Source organism: Bacillus cereus, assembly GCF_015071065.1.
GTDB classification, from domain to species: domain Bacteria; phylum Bacillota; class Bacilli; order Bacillales; family Bacillaceae_G; genus Bacillus_A; species Bacillus_A cereus_BA.
On record NZ_VOVA01000001.1, the window covers coordinates 313504 to 333678 of the forward strand.

Here is a 20175-nt window from a genome sequence, read left to right on the forward strand (position 1 = left end):
AGGAGTTTTTCTCTACACATAGAATTCCTTCTCTGGAGTAATCGTTTAAAGAGGGGGAATTTTTATTGAACTTTGTAATCAATAAGATAGATGGTTTACATGTAGAATTTTCAAAACTTGTTTCCATGATGAATTACGCTCGCTATACAACAATGCAGGCTGCCCAAGGCTTAACAATTGAAGAACTTGATTATCTATATGATGATGAGGCAAACTCAATTGGTATGCTTTTGTATCACATGGCTGCTGTTGAATTTTACTACCAGATTCATACTTTTGAAGACCGTGAACCGACAGATGCCGAACTGGAACGTTGGTTACCTGGCGTAGAGTTAGGGAATCTTGGACGTGAAAAAATAAAAGGAAACTCTATAGAATTTTACATAAATACCTTACAAGAAGTGCGCTCTAAAACGATCGAAACATTTCAGGCTTTACCTGACGAATGGCTATTTAAAACGACAGACTTTTGGTATGACAAACCAGCAAATAACTACTTTAAATGGTTTCACGTATTTGAAGATGAAATCAATCATCGTGGACAAATTCGTTTAATTAAAAAGATGCAAAAAGCTCATTCAGTAAAATAAGAAAGTGCCACCTAATAAGGTGGCACTTTCTTTTATTCATTAGCGAATAGTTTTTCGTTTACTTTTTTAGTGACCAATGCTACCACTATTAGAATCAATATTAAATATAGCCATTTTACAAAAGATAACCACCCTTGGAAAATCACTATTTCATCTATTTGCTCGTTGCCTTTTCCCAATAAAAATGGAATCGTACTAATTACAATAACAAACTCGATACTGAAAACAATTTTCTTTTTTCGACTATACGTTTTCCACTCTTTCCAGCGGTACAAGGGAGCGAAAATTAATACGCCTATACATAATATAACTGGTGTCCATTCGCTGTTAAGAAATTGCCCTGAAATAATAGATAATATTAAACAAACGAGTACACCATAATATCCTATTTTTTCTTTCATTCGTACTCCCCCCTTTCTATCCTCTCTTTAATATGTAATTCCCTATTCTTATCATGACTTTTAGAAAAAGAACGACTACAATTACAATATAAAGGCCTTTCGCAGAAGACATCCATTCTTGAAAAATAGACATTTTCTCCATTTGCTTTTGCCCCTCTATTAAAATAAACCCTACGACAAATGAACAAACAACAATAATACCTATCATAATTCCAATACTTTTCTTACTATGTTGTTTCATGTCATCCCAGCGATATAAAAGTAAAAACCCAAACCCGAGAACAGGTATAATACTTATCCATTCATTCTTTGTAAATAGATTTAAAATGATTAATAGACTACAAGATATGATGAATCCCCAAAAACCAATTTTTTTGTACATAAGCCCTCCTTTGATTCCATTTTTAGGATTAATTGTATTTTAGCATCCATTTTTTGTTTTTACCATTACAGTACATGAAATTATATTTTTTCTTTTTCCTATACTCACATACTTTCATTCTATTCATACTATAACTACACGAACGCCTAAAGGATGTGAATGTTATGGGAGTTGAATTAACGCTTTTACACGCTCTCTATGTTCTTTGCTTACTTACCATTATTACCTTCTTTATTCTTAGAAAAGATACGACAATCATTTGTATCGTTTTTATCTTTTTATTGACATTAACCGCAACAAGTTCTATCCCTCTTGCCATTAGTGGTATTTTTCAAAGTTTCATTTACGCCATTACTGAATTATTACCAACTATATTAATCATCTCCATTATCGTATCGATGAGTAACCTACTCGTTCATACCGGCATAAATGATACGATGATTTCACCATTTACAAAGATGATTCGCACCCCTACGCTTGCCTACTGGATTATCGGTCTATTGATGATGACAATTTCCTTTTTCTTTTGGCCCTCTCCTGCTGTCGCGTTAATGGGGGCCATTTTATTACCAGTCGCCGTACGCGTCGGTCTTCCGCCAATTGGAGTCGCAATTGCTATGAACTTATTCGGACATGGGATTGCTTTATCTGGTGACTTCGTTATTCAAGGGGCTCCAAAATTAACTGCTGACGCTGCCGGTCTTCCTGTTTCAAGCGTCGTTTCTGCTAGTGTTCCCCTTGTTATCGTTATGGGTGTTGTTACAACCTCCGTTGCCTTTTTCTTCTTGCGAAAAGAATTTTATACAGGTTTATCTATTCAAGACTCTGTTCCATCAACTGAATCATCTAAAACTCTCACTTCATTATCTCCCCGTATAAAAAAATGGCTTGCGATTTGTATTCCTATTGTATATATCATTGATATTCTTTGTATGATTCAGTTTAAATTGCAAGGAAGCGATGCAACAGCACTTATTGGCGGGACGACTGTTATTATGATTATCGTCATCTCTCTCATCGCCTACAAAGGAAAAGGACTGAATAAAACGACCGATTACTTTATCGAAGGGCTCCAATTCGGATTTAAAATTTTCGGTCCAGTTATTCCAATCGCTGCACTTTTTTATTTAGGAGATAGTGGTTTCGTGAAAATTATTGGGGACTATTTACCGAAAGGTTCACATGGTATTATTAACGACTTAGGAATCGCTTTATCTCAAAACGTCCCTTTAAATCAATACGTATCGGCTGGAACATTAACTATCGTTGGTGTCATTACAGGCTTAGATGGATCAGGTTTTTCAGGCATTTCACTTGCTGGTTCAATTGCAAATCTTTTCGGAACAGCACTTGGGCATGGAACAGCTACATTAACAGCACTCGGACAAATAGCTGCTATATGGACTGGGGGCGGAACGTTAATTCCTTGGGCGCTTATCCCTGCCGCTGCCATTTGTAAAGTGGATCCATTTGAACTTGCACGCCGAAATTTTTTACCAGTTGTGATCGGCTTAATTGTCACCACTATCGTTGCGATGTTTATTCTATAACGTGAGCAAGGCAATACTTGCTTACGTTTTTTTAGGTTAAGTATTGAAACATACTGACCTTCAAAAGGGATTATGTATTACGTAGCGAAATTATATTAAGAGAGTAATCATTTCAAAACGTTTACAAGAAACATATTACTTCTACCTAGAAAAGGGGACATCATTATGAATGAGTTGATTTTCGTCTTATTTCTTTGTCCATTACTTATTTTTATCGTTTCTGTTATTGGAACACGTAGAACGAGAACGTATTATGTAATGCCAATTGTAACGTTTGCTAGTTTTTTAATAGTAAGTGTTATCGCCTTCCCTCCAAAGTTTTTCTTTTGGGTCGGTATGTACAGCATTTTCTCATTTATCGTTTCTTATATGACTCTATTGTTTGTGAGAGGGTATGAAGTTGCAGAAAGCAATAAGTAGTTATTAATAAGGAGATTTTAATATGATTTTCTTTGATATCGATGGAACTTTACTTGATTATAACGCCGCTGAGAGAAATGGCATTTTACATTTCTTCCAGAAGTATAATGATATTTTTTCAGGAAGCGAATTAGAGGCTACGAAACAAAAGACGACCGCGTTCCCCCGCAGTCGTCTCTTTTCGTGTGTTACGCTGTAACCCAAGCCTCGTCAGTTGGATTTTTACGCCACTCTTGTAATTTTTTCGTTTCAGCTTGTCCGATCATACCTTTTTCTGCTGCAACTTCAGTTAATGCACTGTAATCACTTAAAGAATATGATGCTACGTTTGCTGCTTCTAGTCTCTCTTTTCCTGACTCAAGCTCGTATGTAAAGATTGATACGATTCCTAATACTTCACAACCAGCTTCACGAAGTGCTTCTACACATGTAATTGCACTACCACCAGTTGAAATTAAATCTTCTACTACTACTACTTTTTGACCTTTTTCAGCTTTTCCTTCGATTTGGTTCCCTTTACCGTGGCCTTTTGCCTTACTACGTACGTAGCACATTGGTAAGTCCATACGATCGCTTACCCATGCAGCGTGTGCAATACCAGCAGTTGCTGTTCCTGCAATAACTTCTACGGTTGGGAAGTGCTCTTTAATTAACTCTTCTAATCCAGCTGCAATCGCTTGGCGTACTTTTGGATAAGATAAAGTTAAACGATTATCACAATAAATTGGTGATTTCATACCAGAAGACCAAGTAAATGGATCATTCGGTTGTAAAAATACTGCTCCAATTTCTAATAAATGCGATGCGATTTCTTTTTTCATACTGTTACACCTTCCCACTGTTGTTTTACTGTTTTATACGCTTCAAGCGGATTTTCTGCTTTTGTAATACTACGTCCAACTACGATGTAGCTTGAACCAAGTTCCCTCGCACGTTTCGGTGTTGCTACGCGCACCTGGTCATTTACATCATCGCTTGCAAGACGAATCCCCGGTGTTACTGTTACAAATTCATTTCCGCATACTTCACGTAATTTTGGTACTTCAAGTGTTGAGCAAACAACGCCATCAAGTCCACTTTCTTTCGTTAATTTTGCATAATGAGCAACCGCTTCTTCTAACGTTTTCTCAATGCCAATCTCTTTTTTCATCATAGCTTCCGAAGTGCTTGTTAGTTGTGTAACTGCAATACAAATCGGTCTCTCTTTTCCTTCTTGCTTACCTTCCTCTAATCCCTCAATCGCAGCTTTCATCATACTACTTCCCCCAGCAGCATGAACATTTACCATATCTACATCTAGACTAGCTAGGCTACGCATAGCGCTTTTTACCGTATTCGGAATATCATGAAGTTTTAAATCTAGAAAAATCTTATGTCCTTTTTCTTTTAAGTACGTAATAATTGCAGGACCCTCTTTGTAAAATAACTCCATACCAACTTTGACAAATAACTCTTCCCCTTCAAAGTGATGTAAGAATTGTTCTACCTCTTGTTTCCCTGGAAAATCTAGTGCAACAATTAGCGACTGTGACATACTTACTTCCAGCTCCTTCCTTGACATTCCGAAATGTGATCAAATCCTAATTCGTCTAGTAATGCTGGTAATTCTTCAATAATTGTCGGACATACGAACGGATCGATAAAGTTCGCTGTTCCAACTGCAACCGCGCTTGCGCCAGCATAGAAGAATTCAATTACATCTTCCGCTGTTTCAATACCACCCATTCCGATAATCGGAATGTTAACCGCTTGACTTACTTCATGTACCATGCGAATTGCTACTGGCTTAATCGCAGGCCCTGATAGTCCGCCCGTACGGTTTGCTAAAATTGGTTTTGCAGTTTTTAAATCTAGACGCATACCAAGCAATGTATTAATCATCGTTAAACCGTCCGCACCTGCATTTTCAATTGCTTTTGCAATCTCCACAATGTTTGCCACGTTCGGTGACAATTTCACATATACCGGTACTTCAGAAACCTCTTTTACTCGCTTCGTTAAATCAGCAGCAATTTCAGGGTTCGTACCAAAAGCGATACCACCCGTTTTTACGTTTGGACAAGAAATATTTAATTCTAGCGCATGAACATTTGGTGCTTTTGAAATTTCCTTCGCAACCGCTACGTAGTCCTCAGCTTGTGAACCAGCGACGTTTGCAATTATCGGAAGATCAAATTGCTCGAGAAAAGGTAATTCAGAATTCATTACCTTTTCTAATCCAGGATTTTGAAGTCCGATTGCATTTAGCATTCCGCCTGGTGTTTCAGCAACACGAGGCGTTGGGTTTCCATAACGAGGCTGTTCTGTTGTCGCTTTAATCATAATTGATCCAAGTACACTTAAATCATAGAACTGTGCATACTCACGACCAAATCCGAAGCAACCAGATGCTGGGATGATTGGATTTTTTAATGATAACCCTGGTAATTCAACTTGCAATCTGTTCATAGTACAACCTCCCCGATTGGAAATACTGGTCCGTCGCTACACACCTTCTTGTAAGAATGTCCACTCGGATCTGCTTGCAAATGACATACACATGCGAAACATGCTCCGATGCCACAGCCCATACGTTCTTCTAATGAAATGTAGGCTTTTCTCTCCTTATAGCGTCCTTCTAATGCACGAAGCATCGCTAAAGGTCCACATGAGTATAGAATGTCAAAGTCAATTCCATAGCTATCAATTACATCTGTTACAAACCCTTTTGTACCATGTGTACCATCAACTGTTGCAACATACGTATCACCAAGTTCTGCGAATTTCTCTTCATAGAAGACAACATCTTTCGTTTGGAAACCTAAGATGTGAATAACGCGTACTCCTTTTGCTACAAGACGCTGTGACAATTCATATAGTGGTGGTACACCAATTCCTCCACCAACTAATAAAGCCGTTTGTCCAGATTCCGCTTCTTCTACAGGAAATCCATGACCAAGTGGTCCTAACACATCTACAAGTTCACCTTGTTTTCTTTTCGCTAATGTTTTTGTTCCTTGTCCTTCCGCACGATATAGCATTGTAAATTCATTCTTGTCTTGATCGACATTACAAATACTAATCGGGCGGCGCAGAAGAGGCGTAATGCCCTCTGCTACCTTAATGTGTACAAACTGCCCTGGATCGTTCATTTGCTGCACTATAGTTCCTTGAAGCACTAATTCGTAAATGTTTTTTGCGATTTCTTTTTGGTTAACGACGATCATATTTTGCTTTTGCATCATGCATGTACCACCTCGTGACGCTTCGTTTGCGTAATTTCTTTCATTGAATGAGCTGAGAATGTCATAGATTCTAATACTCTCAAGATTGCTCTCGTTGTATCAAGTGATGTTAAGCAAGCCACGCCATTTTCTACTGATTCACGGCGAATGCGGAAACCATCACGCGCTGGTTGTTTTCCTTTTGTTAATGTATTGATTACAAACTGTGCTTTTCCTTGACGAATAATGTCAAGTAAGTTGTAGTCTTCAGAATCAATTTTGTTTACAACTTGCACCGGAATGTTTTGTTCTGTTAACGATTGTGCTGTTCCAGCTGTTGCTAATAAGTTATAGCCGATTTCATGGAAACGTTTTGCGATTTCCAGTGCTTCTTCTTTATCTTTATCCGCTACAGTGATGATTACTGATCCGTGCGTTGGGATGTTAATCCCTGAAGCAACAAGGCCTTTATATAATGCTTTTTCAAGCGTTAAATCTTTACCCATTACTTCCCCTGTTGATTTCATTTCAGGCCCTAATGTTGTATCAACTGAGCGTAGTTTCGCAAATGAGAATACTGGTGCTTTTACATACACTTCCTTCTCTTCTGGGTGATAGCCAGTTCCATATCCTTGTTCTACAAGGTTTTGACCTAAAATAACTTTCGTTGCGATATTTGCCATCGGTACGCCTGTAATTTTACTTAAGAATGGTACTGTACGGCTCGCACGTGGATTTACTTCAATTACATATACTTCATCTTTGAATACTACAAACTGAATGTTTAGTAATCCAACAATGTTTAAACCTTTTCCAAGTGCAATTGTATGTTCAATAATTTGTGCTTTTAGTTTTTCAGATAAGCTCTGTGGTGGATATACTCCAATTGAATCCCCAGAGTGAACTCCAGCACGTTCGATATGTTCCATAATACCTGGAATGAATACATTCTCACCGTCTGAAATTGCATCTACTTCAATTTCTTTACCAACCATATAACGGTCGATTAATACTGGGTGATCTGCGTGAACTTTAACCGCATTTTTCATGTAGTGCAGTAATTCTTCTTGACGATATACGATTTCCATCGCACGTCCACCTAATACGTAAGATGGTCTTACTAATACTGGGTAACCAATTTTGTCAGCGATTGCTACAGCTTGCTCTACAGTCGTTGCTGTTTTACCAACTGGTTGCGGGATACCAAGCTTTGTTAAAGCTGCTTCAAACTTATCACGATCTTCTGCACGGTCTAAATCTTCAAGTGATGTTCCTAAGATTTTCACACCGTGTGCTTCTAATTTAGCTGCTAAGTTAATTGCCGTTTGTCCACCAAATTGGACGATAACACCTTCTGGCTTTTCTAAATCGATAATGTGCATTACATCTTCGATTGTTAATGGTTCAAAGTATAATTTGTCAGAAATACTGAAGTCTGTTGAAACTGTTTCTGGGTTGTTATTAACAATGATTGCCTCATATCCAGCTTCTTTTATTGCCCATACAGAGTGAACTGTTGCATAATCAAACTCAACACCTTGACCAATACGGATTGGACCAGATCCTAGTACAACTACACTCTTACGATCTGTTACAATCGATTCATTCTCGTCACCATATGTGCTGTAGTAGTATGGTGTTGCAGATTCAAACTCTGCCGCACAAGTATCTACCATCTTATAAACAGGAGTCATATTGCTTTCTTTACGCATATCGTAAATTTCACGCTCTGTTTTGTTCCAAGCATTTGCGATGTAATGGTCACTGAAGCCCATTTCTTTCGCAGATTGTAACACTTCCATATTTCCTACATTTTCTTTTACTTCGCGTTCCATATTTACGATATTTTCAACTTTTTGTAAGAAGAAGAAGTCCATTTCACACCATGAGTTAATTTCTTCTTTCGTTACACCTTGACGAATCGCTTCTGCTACAACAAACAGTCGCTCATCATCAGCTTTTATAATACGCTTTTTCATCGTTTCTTTATCAAGCTCTTTTAAGTGGTCTAACTCTAGGTGATAAACGCCAAGCTCTAAAGAACGAATCGCTTTTAGTAATGATTGTTCTAAGTTACGTCCGATTGACATAACTTCACCAGTTGCCTTCATTTGTGTACCAAGTGTTCTGTTTGCTGATTCAAACTTATCAAATGGCCAACGTGGAATTTTTGAAACAACATAGTCTAATGCTGGCTCGAAGCAAGCGTATGTTTTTTGTGTTACTGGGTTTACAATTTCATCTAATGTTAAACCGACTGCAATTTTCGCCGCTAGCTTCGCAATTGGATATCCAGTTGCTTTAGATGCTAGTGCAGACGAACGACTCACACGCGGGTTTACTTCGATTACATAGTATTGGAAGCTATGCGGATCAAGTGCAAGCTGAACGTTACATCCACCTTCAATTCCTAATGCGCGAATAATTCGTAATGAAGTGTTTCGTAACATTTGATACTCACGGTCACTTAATGTTTGGCTCGGTGCTACAACGATAGAATCACCTGTGTGAACCCCAACTGGATCGATATTTTCCATGTTACATACTACAATCGCGTTATCATTCGAATCACGCATTACTTCATATTCAATTTCCTTACAACCAGCAATACTCTTTTCTAATAAACATTGTGTTACTGGACTATGTTTTAATCCACCTGATACGATTTCAATTAGTTCCTCTTCATTATTACAGATTCCGCCACCTGTTCCCCCCATTGTAAATGCTGGGCGAACAATAACTGGATAACCAATTTCTTTTACAAATTCATGTGCTTCTTCCAGCGTATGAATAATCGTGCTAGATGGAATTGGTTCATTTAATTCCTGCATTAATGTACGGAATAAATCACGATCCTCCGCTTGCTCGATTGCTGATAATTTTGTTCCTAAAATTTCAACTCCGCACTCTTCAAGTATGCCTGATTTCGCAAGTTCAACAGCCATATTTAGGCCTGTTTGACCACCTAATGTTGGTAGGATTGCATCTGGACGTTCTTTACGAATAATACGGCTTACGAATTCTAGTGTTAATGGTTCTATATATACTTTATCTGCTGTTGCAGTATCTGTCATAATTGTTGCTGGGTTAGAGTTAACAAGGATTACTTTGTAACCTTCTTCTCTAAGAGATTGACAAGCTTGTGTACCAGAGTAATCAAACTCCGCTGCTTGCCCAATTACAATTGGTCCTGATCCGATTACTAAAATTGTGTTAATGTCTAGGCGTTTTGGCATAACTCTTCCCCTTCTTTCTTGAAGTTTTCAATCATTGCTAAGAAATCTTCGAATAAATCATTTGCATCTTCTGGTCCTGCTGAAGCTTCTGGATGGTATTGCACTGTAAATGCTGGGAACTTCGTATGACGAAGACCTTCTACTGTTCCATCATTTAAAGCAACATGCGTAATTTCAAGTTCTGTATTTCCAACTGATTCGTCTTCTACTGCGTAACCATGGTTTTGAGATGTAATTGCTACTTTTCCAGTTGCAAGATTTTTTACTGGATGATTTAAACCACGGTGACCGAATTTTAACTTACTTGTATTCGCACCAGATGCTAGCGCGAACAATTGATGTCCTAGGCAAATCCCGAATAAAGGAACTTTACCAATAATGTCTTTTAACATTTCAATTGCTTCTGGTACATCTTTTGGGTCCCCAGGTCCATTACTTAACATAATTCCATCTGGGCTAAGGCGTAAAATTTCTTCTGCTGTTGTATTGTAAGGTACAACAATTACATCACAGTCACGCTTATTTAATTCTCGTAAAATACCATGTTTCATTCCGAAGTCTACAAGTACAACGCGATGACCACGGCCTGGACTTGGATATGGATCTTTTGTTGATACGCGTTTCACATGATCTGTAAAGACAGTTGCTTTCAATTGGCTAACGATGTCCTCTACATCCACATCCATATTGCAAAGACGTCCGCGTAAAGTTCCATATTGACGAATTTTTCTTGTTAATTTTCTCGTATCAATTCCTGCTAATCCCGGGATATTTCTTTCTTTCAAGTAATCATTTAACGAAATTTCATTACGGAAGTTTGATGGGTAATCACAAATTTCGTTTACGATTAAACCATTTACAGATGGGTGAATTGATTCAAAATCATCACGGTTAATGCCGTAGTTCCCGATTAATGGATACGTAAATGTTACGATTTGACCGCAGTATGATGGATCAGATAAAGTTTCTTGATATCCAGTCATCCCAGTTGTAAATACAACCTCACCTGACTTTTCGATTTCTCCTCCGAAACCTTTTCCAATTAATACTGTTCCATCTTCTAAGATAAGTTGTCTTTTCATACTAATGCACTCTCCTTTTGCCATGCGATCTTACCACCAACGATTGTCATAACCGGCCAACCTTGGCATTTCCAACCTGTGAATGGTGTATTTTTTCCTTTTGATAAGAATGTTGTTGGATCAATTTCTTCTTCTTGTTCTAAATCGATAATTGTAATATCAGCTGTTCTGCCTTCTGTTAGGCGCCCTGCTTCTAAACCGAATGTGTCAGCTGGTTTTTCTGTTAAGAATTGAATTAGTTGCTCTAATGTAATGATTCCTTTTTTCACAAGGTTCGTATATAAAAGTGGGAATGCTGTTTCAAACCCAGTAATTCCGAACGGTGCTCTTTCAATCCCTTGCGCTTTCTCTTCTGCAGTATGCGGTGCATGGTCAGTTGCGATCATATCAATTGTTCCATCTAATAGTCCTTCAATTAACGCTGCATGATCTTCTTTTCCTCGAAGCGGTGGATTCATTTTAAAGTTAGGATCAGCCGATGGGATATCATCTTCACATAATACTAAGTGATGCGGTGTTACTTCTGCTGTCACCTTAATTCCAGCACGTTTCGCATCACGGATTACACGTACAGATCCTTTTGTACTTACGTGACATACGTGATAGTGACAATTTGCAGCTTCCGCAAGTAAGATGTCCCGGGCAATATGTACGGATTCACATACTGATGGGATACCGTTTAATCCGTGTTTCTCAGAAAACTTCCCTTCATGTACACATCCTTTATTAATAAGTGTGTTCTCTTCACAGTGTGCAACAACTGCCATATTTAATTTCGATGCACGCTTCATAGCAGCTAACATCATGCTTGCATCTTGCACGCCTACTCCATCATCAGTGAAAGCAAACGCTCCAAGTTCTTTTAACGTTTCAAAATCAGTCATTTCAGAACCTGCTTGACGTACTGTAATTGCTCCATATGGTAATACATTTACATGTGCTTTTTCTTTAATACGCTTTTGCAGGTCTTCCATATGTTCTTTACAATCTGGTACTGGGCGTGTGTTTGGCATTGCGCAAATTGTAGTAAATCCACCTTTTGCTGCTGCAAGTGTTCCTGTTTCAATTGTTTCTTTATGTTCACCACCTGGTTCACGAAGATGAACGTGTACATCTACTAATCCAGGTGCGATTAACTTTCCATTTACATCGATTACTTCAGCATTATCTGCCGTAATATTTTCTGCTACCTTCGCAATTTTACCATCTTGTACGAGAAGATCTGTTGCTACAATTTTTCCTTCTTCATTCATATAACGACCGTTTTTAAACAAATAATTCATGTTTCATTCCTCCTAATACATTTGGTAATGCGCGTTTTAGTACAGCCATTCTTACGTAGACCCCGTTTTCCATTTGCTTAAATATGCGTGAGCGTTCACACTCGACAAGTTCACTCGCAATTTCAACATCACGGTTTACAGGGGCTGGATGCATAATAATGCTTCCTTCTTTCATACGTTTTTCTCTTTCAACTGTTAACCCATGTTGCTCGTGATACTCTTTCATAATGTCTGTTTCATAATGGTCATGACGCTCATGTTGTACACGAAGTAACATCATCACATCCACTTCTGGAACAAGTTCATCTAAACTCTTGTACGTTCCAAATGAGTTCTCTTCATCTTTCCAATCTTCTGGGCTTGCAAAGTAAATTGTCGCGCCCAGTTTCGTTAATGCTTCTGCATTAGAACGTGCTACTCGGCTATGACGAACATCCCCAACTATTGCAATCTTCAAACCTTCAAATCTTCCAAACTCTTGTTTAATTGTTAGAAGATCGAGTAGACATTGCGTTGGATGATTTCCACATCCATCTCCAGCGTTCAAGATTGGGATATTCACCTGATCTTTTAATTCATCGAAGTAACGATCTTGCTCATGGCGGATGACTACCGCTTTTGTTCCGATTGATTCTAGTGTTCTTATCGTATCGTATAAAGTTTCTCCTTTTTGTACGCTAGATGAATCTGCTGAAAAGTCTAATACTTCAAGTCCTAATCTCTTCTCAGCAACTTCGAAGCTAAATCTCGTCCTCGTACTATTCTCAAAGAACAAGTTCGCAACAAATGTTTGCTCTGTCGTTTTTCTCTCTTTTCCATTCGCAAAATCTTCTGCGTCTTTTAGGATTTCTGAAATTTCTTGTTCCGATAATTCACTCATCGTTAACAAATGGCTCATCGTCATCCCTCATCTTTCTGATTTTTATGATATCATTTTTGTATTTATATAACAATATTTGCATAAAAATACCCTAGCCGTATGAGACTAGGGTGCAAGAAAGATGCCCCCTTTTCCGTCTCACAGGACTGAATTAAAAGGTTGTTTTTATGAAGCAATCTGCTTAGATTGTTTTGTTTGTTTCATTTCTGGTAATAGTAGATTTAATAGTACACCTACAATAGCTGCAAGCGCCATACCTTCTACTTGGAACGATTCACCTACGTGTAGTACCGCCCCGCCAATACCGATTACTAGTATAACTGATGCAATCATTAAGTTTCGTTTGTCGCCTAAGTCTGTTTTATCGTCTACCATCATGCGTAAACCACTTGATGCGATTACACCGAAGAGTAAGATTGATACACCACCCATAACCGGTGTTGGAATCGAATGAATCAGTGCTGAAATCTTCCCGATAAATCCAAACATGATTGCGAACACTGCTGAACCGATGAATAAGTATACACTGTATGCTCTCGTGATTGCTAGCACACCGATGTTTTCACCATATGTTGTATTCGGTGGTCCTCCTATTAGTGATGCGATCAATGTTGCTACCCCATCACCGAAGATTGAACGATGTAAACCTGATTTTTCAATTAAATCTCGTTTAATAACATTTCCAAGTACAATTTGATGTCCGATATGCTCTGAAATTGTTACAAGTGCAACTGGTACCATTAAGAGTACAATTTTCCATGAAAACTCTGGAGTATATGTTACAAACGGTACTGTGAAGTCTGGTATGACAAACCATTTTGCCTCAGCTACTGGCTTTAAATCTACTAGCCCTTGGAAGTAAGCGAATATATACCCACCGATGATTCCAAGTAGAACTGGTATGATACTGAAAAACCCTCTCCCGAATATGGAGCAAATGATTGTAATTGCTAATGTTACTAATGCTACTGAAAAGTGTGTAATGCTATACTTACCATCCGCACCGTTCATCGCCATGTTCACTGCTGTATGTGCTAAAGCTAAACCGATTACCATTACGACTGGTCCAACTACGATTGGTGGAAGTAATCTCATAATCCACTCTGACCCAGATTTCTTAATTCCGAGTGAGATTAAGATGTACACAAGTCCCGCAAGCATTCCTCCAAGCATCGCTGCTCCAGGTCCCCCTGCTGTTTTTGCTGTAATAATTGGTGCAATAAAGGCGAATGATGATCCTAAATATGCTGGTACTTGACCTTTCGTTATTAGAAGAAACGCTAGCGTTCCTAATCCACTTGATATTAAAGCTACTGATGGATTCAGTCCTGTTAAAAACGGAACAAGCACTGTTGATCCAAACATCGCGAACAAATGTTGTATACTTAATAATAACCATTTTCCCGGTTTCGGTACTTCATGAATGTCTAACACTGGCTTTTGCTCCATTGTTACATCCTCCTTCAGTTTTAATTTTTGCAATAAAAAAACTCTTTGTGCCTGTGCACAAAGAGTCCTACACTTTCGTATGCCAAATTTGACATATGAAAGTCAAGACCCTTTGGCAGCCTCACAGGACTACATTTAAAAGGGCTTTACTTATCGTATATGCTTACTCGATCTTGTTGATCTGTCTCTTGCAAATCAACTTCGATACGCTCTTCACTAGATGTTGGAATGTTCTTTCCTACATAATCAGCGCGAATTGGTAATTCACGATGACCTCTATCAACAAGAACAGCCAATTGGATTTGTGATGGTCTACCTAAATCCATAAGAGCATCCATTGCTGCTCGAACTGTTCTTCCTGTATATAACACATCATCCACAAGGATAACTTTTTTCTTCGTAATATCTACAGGAATGTCAGAACCTTTTACAAGTGGTTCTTTATGTTTCGATTGTAGTGTTAAATCATCACGATATAACGTAATATCTAACTCTCCTACTTCCATCTCTTTTCCTTCAATTTGACCAATTCGTTCTGCCAAACGTTGTGCAATAAAAATTCCACGTGTTTTTATTCCGACAAGAACACAATTATCGACACCTTTATTTCGTTCCACGATTTCATGACTAATTCGTGTTAAAGCGCGGCGAATCATTTGGTCATCTAAAACGACAGCTTTCTCTTGCATGCTCTACACCTCCAAGCTTTTTTTTTCTTGCGTGAGAGTAATGGTATAAAAAAAGTCCTCTCAGCGTGTGCGAGAGGACTTTTGAAAAAAGGGTACAGCATACCCTAAGTATTTCAAACCGTTACCTTCTCAACCTCACGGGGCTGTGTTAAAGGATCATTATTTAACTGTTGTCAGTATCTCAGTTTTCTTATGATTTGTCAATACTATTTCCGTAAAATATTTAGTGCTTCTTCAAACACTTCTGGAATCGGTGCCTCAAACTCAATATATTCACCAGTACGAGGGTGATCGAAACCTAAAATCCCTGCATGAAGTGCTTGTCCATTCATATCTAATGTTTTCTTCGGACCATACTTTGGATCCCCTGCAAGTGGATAACCAATATATTTCATATGAACACGAATTTGGTGTGTACGTCCCGTTTCTAAGCGACATTCTACAAGTGTGAAATCCTTAAATCGCTCTAACACTTGGAAATGTGTAACAGCATTCTTACCGTTTTCATCAACGGTCATACTTTGACGTTCTTTTTTATCACGACCAATTGGAGCATCAATTGTTCCTTTATCATGCGGAATTACACCATGTACAATCGCTTTATAGCGTCTTGTTACCGTTTTTGCTACAAGTTGATTTACAAGTGATTCGTGCGCCATATCATTTTTAGCAACCATTAATAGTCCAGATGTATCCTTATCAATACGGTGCACTATACCAGGGCGCATTACACCGTTAATACCTGATAGGTCTGTACAATGGTGCATAAGTCCATTTACAAGCGTACCTTTCGTATGCCCTGGTGCTGGATGTACTACCATGCCACGCGGCTTATTTACAACTAGTACGTCGGCATCTTCATAATAAACTTCTAAATTCATATCTTCCGGTTGAATATCTAACTCTTCTGGCTCGGGAATTGTTACTGTAATTTCATCATTTCCTTTTACTTTATAATTCCCTTTAACTGATTTTCCATTTACCGTCACAACAGCATCTTTAATCCATTGCTGTACTTGTGAACGTGACCATTCACTATTTATTTCTGCAACAAATTTATCAATTCGCTCGCTTTTTTGTTCTTCTGCAACTGTTACTTGTACTACTTCACTCATTCAATTACTCCTTCGTTTTCTTTCCTTCTAATACTGTTTGAATAATAATTAATACAACTCCAATACATAATGCTGAGTCAGCTATGTTGAATACTGGATAGTTGTACGAGAAAATATACACGTGAATGAAATCCACTACTTCTTGTCTAAATACACGATCAATAAAATTGCCAATTGCTCCGCCTAAAATTAGGCCTAATGAAATACCTAGAAGCTTGTCCGTTTTCGCATATTTTTTCATATAAAATACGATAAATGCTACGAAAATGACTGTAATAATGTAGAAAAACCACATTTTATTTTCTAAAATACCCCAGGCAGCTCCTCTATTTCGATGTGATGTTATGTATAATACATTATCGATAATCGGAATGCTCGTACCCAATTCCATGTTCTTTACAATTAGCCACTTCGATATTTGATCGATGGCAATGACAAATAACGCTATTACATAATATATCATTTTCATTTCCCCCACAAAGACAGTGTACCTCAAAATTTTAGCATAGCTGCTAACTTTTCACAATGAACCTTTACGGAAGAATAAAATAAATTAAAAAAAGGTAACATAATATCGTTGTGCGCATTCATACATTTACCTTTTCATAGAAAAATTCATGAATCGTACGAGCAGTCGGCATTGTTTTCATTTGTTTTGTAGGAATCGCTCTTCCAGTTTCTTCACAAATACCGTACATATCTATTTCCATTTTAAACAATGCACGTTCTACATCTTTTAAATCCTCTTTTATATCATGTAATAGCAATTTTTTCTTTGTCTCTTCCTTTATTTCGTATCCAAATTCTTGCCCAAATTCCATATAGTATGTGTGCATTACTTCTTTCGCCAGTCTATCTTGCAACTCTTTTCTCATCAATTGCAATTCTTCTTTTATTTCCATATAAATTTCATTCACGTGTACATTCCTCCCAGCTGCAATGTACAATTAGTGTGTCCGAAATTTCCACGCTTACCTCACACACATTTTTCCTTCATAGGAAAGAGAGTGAAAGTTATTTCAATATATCATCAACAAAAAACTGACTGCTATTATGAGCAGTCAGTTTTTTCATTATTTTACATAGTTTTCTTTAACAACCGTTGCACAACGCTCACATAATGTTTCATGTTCCGCATCTTTACCAATTGTTTCTGAAACAACCCAACAACGTTCACATGTGTCACCCGTTGCCTGAGCTACAACAACCGCTGTATGCTCATACTTAGGCGCATCTGCTGGCGCTTCTTCTATCATACCACCAAGTTTATACTCAGAAACGATAAATAGTTGCTTTAAGTCTTCACTAATAGACTCTAGCATAGCTTTCATTTCTGCAGTCGGATATAGTGTAATACTTGCATTTAATGACTTACCAATTACTTTTTCATTACGAGCGACTTCTAAAGCTTTTAATACGTCATCACGCAGTGTCATAAATGCATCCCATTTCGTTTTTAACGCTTCAGCACCATCTACTTCTACAACTTCTGGCATATTCGTTAACTGTACGCTTTCTTCTTCTGCACCAGGAACATAAGGCCATACTTCATCAGCTGTATGAGGTAAGATTGGTGTTACAAGTTTTGTTAATGCAACAAGAACATCATATAATACTGTTTGAATCGCGCGGCGATCTTGGTGATTTGCACCTTCAATGTATAAAATGTCTTTCGCAAAGTCTAAATAGAATGAGCTTAAATCAATTGTACAGAAGTTATGGATTGCGTGATATACTGCCGCAAAGTCATATGCTTCATATGCTTCTTTTACTTTTGTAATTAAGTCATTTAATTTAACTAACATGTAACGGTCCACTTCACGAAGCTCAGCTGTCGCCACTGTATTTTCACTTGGATTAAAGTCATCTAAGTTTCCTAATAAGAAACGGAATGTGTTACGGATTTTACGATATACTTCTGCTACTTGTTTTAAAATATCATCTGAAATACGTACATCAGATTGATAGTCAACAGAAGAAACCCATAAGCGTAAAATATCTCCGCCTAATTGATCCATAATTTTCTTCGGTACGACGATGTTTCCAATCGACTTACTCATTTTACGTCCGTCACCATCTAGTACGAAACCGTGGCTTAGAACACCTTTATACGGTGCTTTACCTGTTACAGCAACTGCTGTTGATAATGAAGAGTTAAACCAACCACGATATTGGTCAGATCCTTCTAAATATAAATCTGCTGGACGTTGTAAATCATCACGCTCTTCTAATACCGCTTGGTGAGAAGAACCTGAATCAAACCATACATCCATAATGTCTGTTTCTTTACGGAATTCACCATTTGGGCTACCTGGATGTGTAAATCCTTCTGGTAATAGATCTTTCGCCTCACGCTCAAACCATACGTTAGAACCGTGTTCACGGAATAAATCTGCTACATTGCTAATTGTTTCATCTGTAATAATCGGGTCTCCGTTTTCCGCATAAAATACCGGAATTGGTACACCCCATGCACGTTGACGAGAAATACACCAATCACCACGGTCACGAACCATATTATGAAGACGAGTCTCACCCCATGCTGGCACCCATTTCGTTTCTTCAACAGCTTGTAATAATTCTTTACGGAATGCTTCAATAGATGCAAACCACTGTGCTGTTGCACGGAAAATAATTGGTTTTTTCGTTCTCCAATCATGTGGGTATGAATGCGTAATAAATGTTAATTTTAGTAACGCGCCTACTTCTTCTAATTTTTCCGTAATTGGTTTATTAGCTTTATCATAGAATAGGCCTTCAAATCCAGGTGCTTCATTTGTTAATACACCTTTATCATCAACTGGACAAAGAACTTCTAAACCATATTTCTTACCAACAAGGAAATCGTCTTCTCCGTGTCCAGGTGCTGTATGAACACAACCTGTACCAGCATCTGTTGTAACGTGCTCCCCTAGCATAACTAATGAGTCACGATCGTAGAATGGGTGTTTTGCAACTGTATACTCAAGTTCGCTACCTTTTACTGTTTTCACAACTTCAGCATTTTCCCATTCTAACGTTTTTGCAACTGTCTCAAATAGTTCAGAAGCAATAATATATTTCTCATCATTTACTTTCACAATAGCATATTCAAGTTCTGGATGAATAGAAATACCTAAGTTTGCAGGTAACGTCCAAGGTGTTGTTGTCCAAATAATGAATTTCTCATCACCTTCTAATACGTTCTTTCCGTCTTTTACAGGGAATGCTACGTAAATAGATGCTGATTTTTTATCTTGGTATTCAATTTCAGCTTCTGCTAAAGCTGATTCACTCGTTGGAGACCAGTAAACTGGTTTCTGCCCTTTATAGATATAACCTTTTTTCGCCATGTCACCAAACACTTTAATTTGTTGTGCTTCATAAGCTGGCTCTAAAGTAATATATGGATTATCCCAATCTGCACGTACACCTAAACGCTTAAATTGTTCACGTTGACGTTCTACTTGCTCATATGCATACTCTGCGCATAACTTACGGAACTCAGCAACTGTCATTTCTTTACGTTTTACACCTTTATTCGTTAAAGCTTGTTCAATCGGTAAACCGTGTGTATCCCAACCTGGTACATATGGTGCACAGTACCCAGTCATTGATTTATAACGAACAATAAAGTCCTTTAATACTTTATTTAATGCATGTCCCATATGAATGTCACCATTCGCATATGGAGGTCCATCATGTAGTACAAATAAAGGACGACCTTTCGTATGTTCTTGCACTTTTTCATAAATATTCATTTCAGCCCATTTTTCTTGCATTGCAGGCTCGCGTTTTGGTAAATTCCCACGCATTGGGAACTCTGTTTTTGGCATTAGTAATGTATTTTTGTACTCCATGCTCAATTCCTCCTTACATGTATAAAAGAAATACCTAAAAAACGGAATAAAAAAGA

19 protein-coding genes and 1 pseudogene are annotated in these 20175 nt (G+C 37.9%); 4 read left to right on the forward strand and 16 right to left on the reverse strand.

The genetic code is table 11. The features are described 5' to 3' along the window. Positions 1-65 precede the first annotated feature (65 nt). Positions 66-590, forward strand: coding sequence for a DinB family protein (locus FT637_RS01525; RefSeq protein WP_193644874.1), 525 nt, complete (start codon positions 66-68; stop codon positions 588-590). 32 nt (positions 591-622) lie between these two features. Here FT637_RS01525 and FT637_RS01530 read toward each other — a convergent pair whose 3' ends face one another. Further along, positions 623-991: a YoqO family protein gene (locus FT637_RS01530; RefSeq protein WP_193644875.1), complete on the reverse strand. Its 369-nt coding sequence runs from the start codon at positions 989-991 to the stop codon at positions 623-625. Between the two features lie 16 nt (positions 992-1007). Beyond that, positions 1008-1406: a YoqO family protein gene (locus FT637_RS01535; protein WP_319805939.1), complete on the reverse strand. Its 399-nt coding sequence runs from the start codon at positions 1404-1406 to the stop codon at positions 1008-1010. A 131-nt stretch (positions 1407-1537) separates the two neighbouring features. Between FT637_RS01535 and FT637_RS01540 the strand changes: the two genes are divergently transcribed. From FT637_RS01540 to FT637_RS01550, 3 genes and pseudogenes are all read left to right on the forward strand, one after another. Next, on the forward strand, positions 1538-2923 hold the full coding sequence (locus tag FT637_RS01540) for a hypothetical protein (protein ID WP_193644877.1): 1386 nt from the start codon (positions 1538-1540) through the stop codon (positions 2921-2923). Positions 2924-3088: 165 nt separating this feature from the next. Continuing rightward, positions 3089-3343 carry a YbeF family protein gene (locus tag FT637_RS01545; protein WP_193644878.1) on the forward strand — a complete coding sequence of 85 codons (255 nt, stop codon included), beginning with the start codon at positions 3089-3091 and terminating at the stop codon, positions 3341-3343. Positions 3344-3365: 22 nt separating this feature from the next. Then, a pseudogene (locus FT637_RS01550) lies at positions 3366-3488 on the forward strand (HAD family hydrolase); the annotation flags it as partial. Positions 3489-3531: 43 nt separating this feature from the next. Here the strand turns inward: FT637_RS01550 and pyrE are convergent. From pyrE to ileS2, 14 genes are all read right to left on the reverse strand, one after another. Continuing rightward, positions 3532-4164, reverse strand: a complete 633-nt coding sequence (gene pyrE / locus FT637_RS01555) for an orotate phosphoribosyltransferase (protein ID WP_193644879.1) — start codon at positions 4162-4164, stop codon at positions 3532-3534. After that, the gene (gene pyrF, locus FT637_RS01560) at positions 4161-4877 is read right to left on the reverse strand and encodes an orotidine-5'-phosphate decarboxylase (RefSeq protein WP_000083510.1); all 717 of its coding nucleotides are present in this window, start codon (positions 4875-4877) and stop codon (positions 4161-4163) included. Before pyrF ends, pyrE begins: the two co-directional genes overlap by 4 nt. Before the next feature lie 2 nt (positions 4878-4879). Beyond that, entirely contained in the window at positions 4880-5791 is a 912-nt protein-coding gene (gene pyrD, locus FT637_RS01565; protein ID WP_002121858.1) for a dihydroorotate oxidase B catalytic subunit, read from the reverse strand. After that, complete coding sequence (gene pyrK / locus FT637_RS01570) at positions 5788-6567, reverse strand: dihydroorotate oxidase B electron transfer subunit (protein ID WP_105584752.1); 780 nt, start codon at positions 6565-6567, stop codon at positions 5788-5790. Before pyrK ends, pyrD begins: the two co-directional genes overlap by 4 nt. Continuing rightward, a complete protein-coding gene (gene carB / locus FT637_RS01575; RefSeq protein WP_193644880.1) occupies positions 6564-9782 on the reverse strand; it encodes a carbamoyl-phosphate synthase large subunit in 3219 nt (1072 codons plus the stop codon). The genes pyrK and carB overlap by 4 nt, the downstream gene beginning before the upstream one ends. Continuing rightward, positions 9767-10864: a carbamoyl phosphate synthase small subunit gene (locus tag FT637_RS01580; RefSeq protein ID WP_193644881.1), complete on the reverse strand. Its 1098-nt coding sequence runs from the start codon at positions 10862-10864 to the stop codon at positions 9767-9769. Before FT637_RS01580 ends, carB begins: the two co-directional genes overlap by 16 nt. Then, positions 10861-12147, reverse strand: coding sequence for a dihydroorotase (pyrC, locus tag FT637_RS01585; protein WP_193644882.1), 1287 nt, complete (start codon positions 12145-12147; stop codon positions 10861-10863). Before pyrC ends, FT637_RS01580 begins: the two co-directional genes overlap by 4 nt. Next, positions 12131-13045, reverse strand: a complete 915-nt coding sequence (gene pyrB, locus FT637_RS01590) for an aspartate carbamoyltransferase (protein ID WP_193644883.1) — start codon at positions 13043-13045, stop codon at positions 12131-12133. Before pyrB ends, pyrC begins: the two co-directional genes overlap by 17 nt. Before the next feature lie 147 nt (positions 13046-13192). Continuing rightward, positions 13193-14476, reverse strand: a complete 1284-nt coding sequence (gene uraA / locus FT637_RS01595) for a uracil permease (protein ID WP_193644884.1) — start codon at positions 14474-14476, stop codon at positions 13193-13195. A 146-nt stretch (positions 14477-14622) separates the two neighbouring features. After that, the gene (gene pyrR, locus FT637_RS01600; RefSeq protein ID WP_001156489.1) at positions 14623-15165 is read right to left on the reverse strand and encodes a bifunctional pyrimidine operon transcriptional regulator/uracil phosphoribosyltransferase; all 543 of its coding nucleotides are present in this window, start codon (positions 15163-15165) and stop codon (positions 14623-14625) included. 206 nt (positions 15166-15371) lie between these two features. Next, positions 15372-16280 carry an RluA family pseudouridine synthase gene (locus tag FT637_RS01605; protein ID WP_002137978.1) on the reverse strand — a complete coding sequence of 303 codons (909 nt, stop codon included), beginning with the start codon at positions 16278-16280 and terminating at the stop codon, positions 15372-15374. A 4-nt stretch (positions 16281-16284) separates the two neighbouring features. Continuing rightward, positions 16285-16743 carry a lipoprotein signal peptidase LspA gene (lspA, locus tag FT637_RS01610; protein WP_002088246.1) on the reverse strand — a complete coding sequence of 153 codons (459 nt, stop codon included), beginning with the start codon at positions 16741-16743 and terminating at the stop codon, positions 16285-16287. Between the two features lie 124 nt (positions 16744-16867). Beyond that, a complete protein-coding gene (locus tag FT637_RS01615; protein ID WP_193644885.1) occupies positions 16868-17197 on the reverse strand; it encodes a molecular chaperone DnaK in 330 nt (109 codons plus the stop codon). A gap of 156 nt (positions 17198-17353) precedes the next feature. Continuing rightward, positions 17354-20119 (reverse strand): isoleucine--tRNA ligase, encoded by a 2766-nt coding sequence (gene ileS2, locus FT637_RS01620; protein ID WP_193644886.1) that lies wholly within the window; start codon positions 20117-20119, stop codon positions 17354-17356. Positions 20120-20175: the final 56 nt, after the last annotated feature.